The following is an 8,596-nucleotide window of genomic DNA, read 5'->3' as shown; positions in this document are numbered from 1 at the left end:
ATCGCGCATCCGACGCTGGCCGCGGTGGTCGCCGAGCGGCTGCGGCAACTGATCATCGACGGCACGCTGGTGCCCGGGGTGTGGCTCAACGAGCGCGATCTGTGCGAACGGCTGCGCGTCTCACGCACGCCGCTGCGCGAGGCCTATCGCATCCTCGCCGCCGATGGGCTGGTGATGTTGCTGCCCAAGCGCGGCGCGCAGGTGATCGCGATGTCCGAGCGCGACGTCGCCGACCTGTTCGACGTGCTGGCCGTGCTGGAAGGACTGACCGGACGGCTCGCCGCGGAGAAGGCCAGCGACGAGGAACTGGCGCGGATCGCCCGGCTGCATCGCGCGATGCTCGACGCCTATGCCGCGCGCGACCTGCACGCCTACTACGAGGCCAGCATGGGCACCCATCTGGCGATCAGCGCGGCCGCCCATAACCCGACGCTGGCCGACACCCATCGCCGCCTCAATCTGCGCGTGCAGAACCTGCGCTTCCGCTCGAACCAGGACCGGGACGAATGGGCCCACGGCGTCGAAGACCACCAGCGCTTCGTCACCGCCTTGCTGGCGCGCGACGGCGCCACGGTGGAGACACTGATGCGCGAGCACGCGCTGCAGAAGAAGGCGCTGGCGATGCGCGAGGCGCGAGAGCGCGAGGCCGCCGCGACGCGATAGCCGCAGCGATGGACGCCGCGATCGTCGCAAGCAGTTATTTCGGCTGTAACGCCGCATTACGCGACGAACGCGGCCGCGCTGGCGGCAGTACGGGCGGCAGCATGACGGGAAGGCGGGCGCAGCGGCCGCCAGGCTCGCCCCGGCAAGGGCCTGGGCGCTCTCCAGCGTGTGTCGAAGCCGGTCTCCAGCGCCCGCCCGCTTGTGAGACGGCCTTACAACTGCATCCGTCCGAGAACGCGACGCATCGCTACAGTCGAGCCATGTTCAACGCGCCGCCAAGCCGGGCAGCGCATCAGGAGAAAAACATGACTCGCCAATTGCTGATCGCACTCGGAACCCTGGCCGCCGGCGCCCTGTTCGGGCTGGTGTCGCCCGCCCAGGCGCATTCGGACCGCCACGACCATCGGCATGGCTACCATCGGCACGAGCACTACCGTCCGGCGCCGCCGCATGTGCGGCGCCACCACTACCGCCATGACCACCATCACCATCGCTACTACGCCCGTCCGCACCATGGCCACGGCCACTACGTGTCGCGCCCGGGACACCGCTACGTGCCCGAGCGCTGGGTCAGGGACTCGCACGGGCATGTCGTGCGGCGTCCGGGGTATTGGACGCGCTGAGCAATGGGACCGCGGTCTTGCGATCGCTGCCAGGAAATGCCGGCCGGTTTGGCCGGCATTTTTCTTGTGCGCTGGCTGCTTGCGCGCCGGCTCCTTATGGACCGTCTCCTTACGCGTTGTCCGCTTGTGCGTTGTCCTTGTGCGTCGCGGCAGCAGAATCGGCCTGCCCGGGCACAGAACGATCGGCGCGCGGCCGCAAGGTCATCAGCACGGCCAGCAGCACGGCCAGCAGCGCTGCCAGCGCGCCGACCATGAACACGCGCGCATGGCCGAAATGGTCGGCGATCCAGCCGGCCAACGGCCCGGTCGCGCCGTAAGCCAGATCCTGGAACGCCGCGAAGCCGCCGATCGCGGTGCCGCGCAAATGCGCCGGCACGCGCCTGACCGCTTCCAGCCCCATCGACGGAAACACCATCGAGCAGCCCATGCCGGTCAGCAGCGCGCCGAGCATCGCCACGGCGGGCCCGGGCGCCAGCCACAGCAGGCACTGCCCCGCGGCCTCGATGAGCAGCGAGACCAGCGCCACGGGCACGCCGCCGAGCCGGTCCGGCAAGGTGCCGCACAGCAGGCGGACCGCGACGAAGCCCAGGCCGAAACAGGTCAGCCCGTAGCCGGCGCCGTGCCAGCCGTTGGCCAGGAAATACAGCGGGAAGAACGCGCCGAGCGCGGCGAAGCCGATGCCTTGCAGGCCCACCACCGCGCCCGGTTGCCAGATGCGCCCGAGCACCTGGACGAACGGCGGACGGCGTCCCGCTTGCGGCGGCGCCGCCGGGGCGGTCCGCCACAGCATCAGCGCGCCGAGCAGCGGCATCGCGACGCAGACCAGCATCAGCCCGGCGAAGCCGCAGCGTTCCAGCAGCCATAGACCCAACGGTCCGCCCGCGGCGAACGCGCCATACATGCCCGTGCCGACCAGTGCCATGACGAGGCCCGAGCGCGCCGGCCCCATCGCCCCCATGCCCCACGCCAGCATGCCGACCAGCGCGGCGCTTTCGCCTAGCCCCAGCAGCAGCCGGCCCGCGAGCAGTACCACGTAAGAGGCCGTGCCGCTGCCGAGGGACCGCCAGGACGACAGCCAGCACAACAGCGAGGCCAGCGCGTACAGCGCGAGACCGCGGAACATGGCGGCCTTGCCGCCGCGTTCGTCCGCCAGCCGTCCGGCCCAGCCGCGACTGAGGATCGTCGACAGGAAGGCAATGCCCACCGCCAGGCCAGAGGCGACATTGCCCATGCCCAGCGCATCCGAGACGTGTATCGCCACGGCGGGCATCGCCATGGCGACGGCAAGGTAAGTCAGGAACAGCGCCACGGTCATCCAGACCAGCCGGCGCAGGGAAGAATCTTGCAGGACGTTCGACATCGACCGCCGCTCCTTCAGAGAGAGGGCGGCACCGGAACGATCGACAGGCGGGGAACGATGCAGACGCGAGGCATGACGCAAGCGGTCGACACACACCGCCAGCCGGCCGGAGGTGCCGCTGGTGATGCGTTGGTTCACGTGAACGCTTACGGCCGCGCGCCCGGGACATCGTTGGGCATGCGGCGGGAGCGATTCTAACCGCCCTGGGCGCGCGCGCAATAAAAAACCCTCGCCTCAACGAGGCGAGGGTTTTGCATGCCGGCGCGGGAGTCGCGCCGGCGCAGCGGCAAACGCAGGCCGATTACAGCGCCGCGTCCTTCAGCTTCTTCAGCGCGCGGACCTTGACCTTGACCGACGCCGGCTTGGCAGCGAACCACTGCTCCTGGCCGGTGAACGGGTTCTTGCCGAAACGCTTCTTGGTGGCGGGCACTTGCACGGCGGTGACCTTCAGCAGGCCGGGCAGCGTGAATTCGCCCGCGCCCTTCTTGTTCAGCGCGCCGATCATGGTGTTTTCCAGCTGGGCCAGCACGGTCTTGACCGTCTTCGGATCGAGTTCGGTCTGCGCGACCAGGTGCGACACCAGGCTCGACTTGTTGAAGGTGTCCTTCAGCGGCTTGGGCGTCGGCGCTGCCGGCGCTGCCTTCCTGGCGGCCTTCACCGGAGCGGCGGCCTTCTTGGCGGGCGCCTTGGCGGCGGTCTTGGTTGCTGCAGTCTTCGCGGTCGGTTTAGCTTTGGTGGCCATATCGATGTCGTGAACAGGTTCAATGTTGGAGCGCAGTACCGTCGGAAGCCGCCGGGCAGCGCCGCGCACAGAATAGCAAAACGCGCGAACGGTGCCTATTTTCAAGGGGTTTTCGGCGCGATTTGGCGGTTGGACCGTGCAATGTGTCGCGCGGATGCCACCATCTTCGCGATCGCCGCTGTCGCGATGCCCTGCGCGCTGCAAACCGGTGCGCCGATCAGCGGCGTTGCGCGACCCAGATCCCGGCCACGATCGCCGCCAGTCCGACGCCGTGGTACCAGTTCGGCCACTCGCCCAGCAGCAGCGTGGAGAGGATCGCGGCGAAGGCCGGCGTCAGCGTGACGAAGAACACCGGCAGCTGCGCGCCGGCACGCGCCACCGCGCGATCCCAGGCGAAATACGCCAGCAGCGACGGAACCGTGGCGACATAGGCGAGGATGCCAACCGTCTTCGTGCTCCAGACGATGGCCTGGCCGTCGATGCCCAGCTCCCAGGCGACGAACGGCACGCTGACCACGACGCCGGCGACGATCTGCGCGTACAGCAGCACGATCAGCGGCAGCGCCGGCCGCTGCTTGCGCAGCAGCCACGTATAGCCGCTCCAGGCCAGCGTGGCCGCCAGCATGAACAGGTCGCCCGGCACGAAGTCGAGCTGCGCAAGCCGGCCCAGTTCGCCGCGCACCAGCACGAAGGTCACGCCGACCAGGCACAGCAGCGCGCCCGCGATATGGCTGCGCGTGGCCGGCTCGCGAAAGAAGGTCACGCCGACCGCCAGCAGGAACAGCGGCATCGAGGCGCCGATCAGCGTCACGTTGATCGGCGTCGACGTGGTCAGCGCGAGATATTGCAGCGCGTTATAGCTGGCGATCGACAGCACGCCGAGCGCGAGGATCAGCCCCGCATGGCGCCGCAGCGCGGCCGCGTGCTCGCGCACGCCGTTCCACGCCAGCGGCGTCAGCAGCAGGCCGGCCAGCAGCCAGCGCAGAAAGTTCAGCGTGATCGGCGGCACGGCGCCGGCCGCCAGATGGCCGACGATCGCATTGCCGGCCCAGCTCAGCGGCGGGAAGGCGAGCAGGAGGAGGGTCAGCCAGCCGGCGCGCGAGCCGGCGATCGGAGAGGAGGACATGCGGTCGGAAGGCGCGCGGGCTCGGGCGTCGATGTGGGCGACGCGGGCCCGAAGCAGTGGTACCGCCTCGGGGCAGCGTCGCCAATGGCCCTTGCCGCGGACGCGGCGGCGTAGCAAGTGGAGCGCGCATTATGCCGCCTGCCGCGGCACAGCATGGGGCCGGCCCTGTTTTCCGCGCGGGGATTGCGGCTCGCAACCCTACCGGCGTGCTACCCCCGATCGGGGATGGCGTATTCAACCCCGGTTACCGCAGAGTGCAACCGAAATCAGTACGGCGGCGCAGCGTTAGGGCATACCATGTCCGCTTTCCGCCGGTCTGGCAGCTCAAACGGTCACGCCATGTACGCCATCCTGCCCGCCTTCGTCTCGTCGATCTTTCTCGGTTACGGCCTCTACGTGCTGGTGACGAAGGGCGTCACGCGCCTGACCACGTCCTTCTTCCTGATGTGCGCCACCACGTTCGCGTGGCAGGGCACCTGGGCCTTCCTGTTCCAGACCGTGCATCCGGATGTGGCGCTGCTGCTGGCCAAGGTCGGCTATCTGTTCATCCTGTTCCTGCCGACCACCTTCTATCACTTCATGACAGAGGTGACCGAGCGCCGCGGCGAGCGGCCATGGCTGCTGGTGTCGTACGGCATGTCGCTGCTGCTGGCGGTGGTATTGCTGACGTCGGATCGCCTGGTCTCCGACTACTACCTCTACAGCTTCGGCAATTACCCGCGCGCGGGCGTCCTCCATCCCCTCCATGTCGTGCAGACCGTGCTGCTGGCGCTGCGCAGCGGCTGGCTGCTGCGCGACGCGCGCCGCAGCGCGGTGGGCGAGAAGCGCCAGCGCCTGACGCTGTGCCTGTGGAGCCTGGGCCTGTATTCGCTCGCCGCGATCGACTATGCGGCCAACTATGGCCACGACTTCTACCCGCCCGGCGTGGTCTTCATCGCCGTCAGCCTGGGCCTGATCGCGCTGTCGATCGTCCGCTACGACCTGATGCATCCGTACTCGCTGGCCGCGACCGTGGCGCACGAGGTACGCACGCCGCTGGCGACGATCCGCATGCAGACGCAGGAGCTGGCAGTGGCCTGGCCCACGGTGCTGGATGGCTACCGCCGCGCCGTCGAACACGGCCTGATCGAGGACCGGCTGCGCCCGGCCCAGCTCGAGCGGCTGCCCACGCTGCTGGCGGCGATCCGCAGCGAGGTCGACGGCACGCAGGCGGTGATCGAGATGGCGCTGGCCTCGATCACGCTGGAGCGGCTGGACCGCGGCAGCTTCGTGCCGCACGGCGTGGCGCAATGCGTCGATTCGGCGCTGGAGCGCTACCCGTTCCGCGCCGGCGAACGCGAACGGGTCTCCGTGCATGCGATTCCGGCCGGCTGGCGCTTCCGCGGTTCCGACACGCTGCTGGTCTACGTGCTGTTCAATCTGCTGAAGAACGCGCTGCAGGCCATGCGCGCTCATCAGGGCGCGCACCAGGGCGCGAACCCGGCCGCGCGCGGGGACGGCGGCCGCATCGAGATCTCGGCGCGCGAGTCGGGCGGCTTCTATCAGCTGCGCGTGCGCGATACGGGGCCGGGCATTCCGCCCGATGTGCTGCCGCGCATCTTCGATCCCTTCTTCTCCACCAAGCCGCACGGCAGCGGTGCCGGCATGGGCCTGGCCTTCTGCCGGCGCGTGATGGAGGCCTTCGGCGGCCGCATCGAGTGCGAATCCGCGCCCGGCCGGCATACCGTCTTCACGCTGCATCTGCCGGTCGCGCTGGCGGCCGAGCCGCCGGCCCCGGCGAACGCGGCCACGTCGATCGGCCCGCTCGGTCCACTCGAGACGCTGGAGCGGATCGAGCGGATCGAGCCGATGCAGTCGCTCCAGCCGATGCAGCCGCTGGGCCAGGGCACGGCCGCCTGACGCGGCGGCCGTGCCCGGACCGGCTCGCATGGCCGGCCCGGCTGGCACTGGTTGGCGTTAGTTGGCCAGCACCGGCGCGCTCACCTCATACTCCTTGACCCGCTCGACGATCTCCTTCGGGAACCGCGCGATCCGCTTCTCCTTGTCGGCGAACACGATCTGCTGGTAGCCCAGCGAGACCGGCCGCTCGTCGACGCAGAAGCGGAACAGCAGATACGCCGAGCACTGCTTGACCTGGAACGTGTTCAGGTAGCAGTCCACCCGCTGGAACGGGAAGGTTTCCTCGACATATTCCTGATGCGCGCGCTTGGTCACGAAGACGCCGCCCGCGGCCAGCAGATTGCCGTGGATGCACTCGTGGAACCAGCGCTCGCGGCAGATGCCCTGCCACTCGAAATAGCGCGCGAAGTAGGTGTTCATGAAGGCGTTGGAATCCTTCAGATAGATGTCGATCGTGTGGTGGAACGTCTTGCGGGGTGGGGTCTCGACCTGATCCTGCGCCAGCTGGCCGGTGCCGCGGTTCAGGATGTGGGGGATCACGTCTCGCATCAACATGGAAAAGCTCCTGGATCAATGGCTGCGAGCGGCAGCCGCGCTTGCCCCGGGGGAGAGGGGGGCATGCCGCATTCTGGCCGCAGACCCTCCACGAACGTCACCCACCTTTGCGGGTAGACCAGGGGCCGGCACACGTAAGCGGAACTTGCCATTGCCGGGCCTTCGTTGACTGCGGGATGCCGCACCAACCCGCGGTAAACCCTAGTGGTATAGGTAACTAGACCTTATTACAGTGACAGTTCGCCGAACCCCCATTTCGAGGGACGCACGGCCTTCGTTTGTCTCGCGTCCATCCGCGGCACGGCGCCGCGCACCGGTCCCTTCGCCTGCCGCCATCGATGCCCGCATCCCTGTCCTCGACCGAACTGCTGTCGCGCAGCCGCGAGCCGGTCTATCTGCAGCTGGCGACCATCTTTCGCCGCCGCATCGAGAGCGGCGCCTGGCGTCCCGGCGAACGCATTCCGTCGCTGGAGGACCTGTGCCGCCAATACGGCGTCGCCCGCATGACGATGCATCACGCGCTGTCGGTGCTCGATGACGAAGGGCTGGTCGCGCGCTCGCGCGGCCGCGGCACCTTCGTCAAGGGCGGCGGCAAGCCGCGCCGGCCGGTATCGCTGCCGGTCACCTGGGGCCAGGCGGTCGAGGTCGGCGAGCAGCTTGGCACCGAGGCGCTGGTCGAGTCGGCGGGCAGCGTGCCGCTGCCGGACGAGCTCGGCATGCCGTGCGAGGCCGAGCGCGCGCCTGCCTACCATTTCCTGCGCCGGCTGCACCGGCTCGACGACCGGCCCTTCGCGATCGGCGAGGTCTATATCGAGGAAGGCCTGTTCGCGCGCAATCCGCGCGCGTTCCGGCAGGGCGCGTCGGTGCCGGTGCTGGACCGCTTTCCCGGGCTGCGGGTATCGAGCGCGCGGCAGCGGCTGTCGATCATCGCCGCCGGTGCCGAGTCGGCCGCGGCGCTGGCGCTGCCGGTCGGCGCGCCGGTCGCCGAACTGCGCCGCCATGCCTGCGCCGACGGCGTGATCGTCTACTACGCCCGCATCGAATTTCCGACCGAATACGTCTGCCTGGACTTCGACCTGCTCGACCCGGGCGGGCTGGCGGGCTGAACGGCGGCGCATCACGAAGGCATCACGAACGATCGCCGACGCATCGCCAGCGCTGGCACAACCGAACCCCACCTGATTTCGAATCGACCGACCCCAGACCAAGGAAGCGCGCATATGCAGACCAACCAATCCCAGCAACCCGGGCAGACGCTCAACGGCGCCGAGAGCCTGGTCAAGACCCTGCTCGCCTGCGGGGTCGATACCTGCTTCGCCAACCCGGGCACCAGCGAGATGCATTTCGTCGCGGCGCTCGACCGCATCCCCGGCATGCGCTGCGTGCTGGGTTTGTTCGAGGGCGTGGTGACGGGCGCGGCCGACGGCTATGCGCGCATGGCCGACAAGCCCGCGGCGACGCTGCTGCATTGCGGACCGGGTCTGGCCAACGGCCTGGCCAACCTGCACAACGCCCGGCGCGCGCAGACGCCGATCGTCAATATCATCGGCGACCAGGCCACCTATCACCGGCCGCTCGATGCGCCGCTGACCGCCGACACCGAGGGCTGGGCCCGTCCCGTTTCGGGG

General features: G+C 69.0%; 9 protein-coding genes. 5 read left to right on the top strand and 4 right to left on the bottom strand.

Going from position 1 to position 8,596, the window contains the following annotated elements; translation table 11 throughout:
- Both AC6EI8_RS21510 and AC6EI8_RS21505 read left to right on the top strand, forming a co-directional pair.
- Positions 1-663 (top strand): GntR family transcriptional regulator (locus tag AC6EI8_RS21510; RefSeq protein WP_498382823.1); only part of this gene is annotated, 663 nt, incomplete at its 5' end.
- Between the two features lie 305 nt (positions 664-968).
- Entirely contained in the window at positions 969-1,286 is a 318-nt protein-coding gene (locus AC6EI8_RS21505) for a hypothetical protein (RefSeq protein WP_149318635.1), read from the top strand.
- A gap of 109 nt (positions 1,287-1,395) precedes the next feature.
- On the opposite strand, the gene AC6EI8_RS21500 is transcribed toward AC6EI8_RS21505, so the two are convergent.
- From AC6EI8_RS21500 to AC6EI8_RS21490, 3 genes are all read right to left on the bottom strand, one after another.
- The gene (locus AC6EI8_RS21500) at positions 1,396-2,646 is read right to left on the bottom strand and encodes an MFS transporter (RefSeq protein ID WP_498382822.1); all 1,251 of its coding nucleotides are present in this window, start codon (positions 2,644-2,646) and stop codon (positions 1,396-1,398) included.
- Between the two features lie 301 nt (positions 2,647-2,947).
- Complete coding sequence (locus AC6EI8_RS21495) at positions 2,948-3,388, bottom strand: HU family DNA-binding protein (protein ID WP_149318638.1); 441 nt, start codon at positions 3,386-3,388, stop codon at positions 2,948-2,950.
- A gap of 217 nt (positions 3,389-3,605) precedes the next feature.
- Complete coding sequence (locus AC6EI8_RS21490; protein WP_149318639.1) at positions 3,606-4,514, bottom strand: DMT family transporter; 909 nt, start codon at positions 4,512-4,514, stop codon at positions 3,606-3,608.
- A 339-nt stretch (positions 4,515-4,853) separates the two neighbouring features.
- Between AC6EI8_RS21490 and AC6EI8_RS21485 the strand changes: the two genes are divergently transcribed.
- Positions 4,854-6,413, top strand: coding sequence for a sensor histidine kinase (locus AC6EI8_RS21485; protein WP_498382820.1), 1,560 nt, complete (start codon positions 4,854-4,856; stop codon positions 6,411-6,413).
- 57 nt (positions 6,414-6,470) lie between these two features.
- Here AC6EI8_RS21485 and AC6EI8_RS21480 read toward each other — a convergent pair whose 3' ends face one another.
- On the bottom strand, positions 6,471-6,968 hold the full coding sequence (locus tag AC6EI8_RS21480; protein WP_006579723.1) for an acyl-CoA thioesterase: 498 nt from the start codon (positions 6,966-6,968) through the stop codon (positions 6,471-6,473).
- 338 nt (positions 6,969-7,306) lie between these two features.
- Between AC6EI8_RS21480 and AC6EI8_RS21475 the strand changes: the two genes are divergently transcribed.
- The gene (locus tag AC6EI8_RS21475) at positions 7,307-8,074 is read left to right on the top strand and encodes a GntR family transcriptional regulator (protein ID WP_498382819.1); all 768 of its coding nucleotides are present in this window, start codon (positions 7,307-7,309) and stop codon (positions 8,072-8,074) included.
- A gap of 114 nt (positions 8,075-8,188) precedes the next feature.
- Positions 8,189-8,596 (top strand): thiamine pyrophosphate-binding protein (locus tag AC6EI8_RS21470; RefSeq protein ID WP_498382818.1); only part of this gene is annotated, 408 nt, incomplete at its 3' end.

It is taken from the genome of Cupriavidus sp. R6-3 (assembly GCF_059772245.1).
Note: the sequence above shows the minus strand (reverse complement) of the source record. Positions and strands in the feature narration are given on the sequence as shown.

Coding starts and splice junctions, on each gene's coding strand:
- AC6EI8_RS21505 (WP_149318635.1), top strand. CDS start 969: ATGACTCGCCAATTGCTGATCGCACTCGGAACCCTGGCCGCCGGCGCC.
- AC6EI8_RS21500 (WP_498382822.1), bottom strand. CDS start 2,646: ATGTCGAACGTCCTGCAAGATTCTTCCCTGCGCCGGCTGGTCTGGATG.
- AC6EI8_RS21495 (WP_149318638.1), bottom strand. CDS start 3,388: ATGGCCACCAAAGCTAAACCGACCGCGAAGACTGCAGCAACCAAGACC.
- AC6EI8_RS21490 (WP_149318639.1), bottom strand. CDS start 4,514: ATGTCCTCCTCTCCGATCGCCGGCTCGCGCGCCGGCTGGCTGACCCTC.
- AC6EI8_RS21485 (WP_498382820.1), top strand. CDS start 4,854: ATGTACGCCATCCTGCCCGCCTTCGTCTCGTCGATCTTTCTCGGTTAC.
- AC6EI8_RS21480 (WP_006579723.1), bottom strand. CDS start 6,968: ATGTTGATGCGAGACGTGATCCCCCACATCCTGAACCGCGGCACCGGC.
- AC6EI8_RS21475 (WP_498382819.1), top strand. CDS start 7,307: ATGCCCGCATCCCTGTCCTCGACCGAACTGCTGTCGCGCAGCCGCGAG.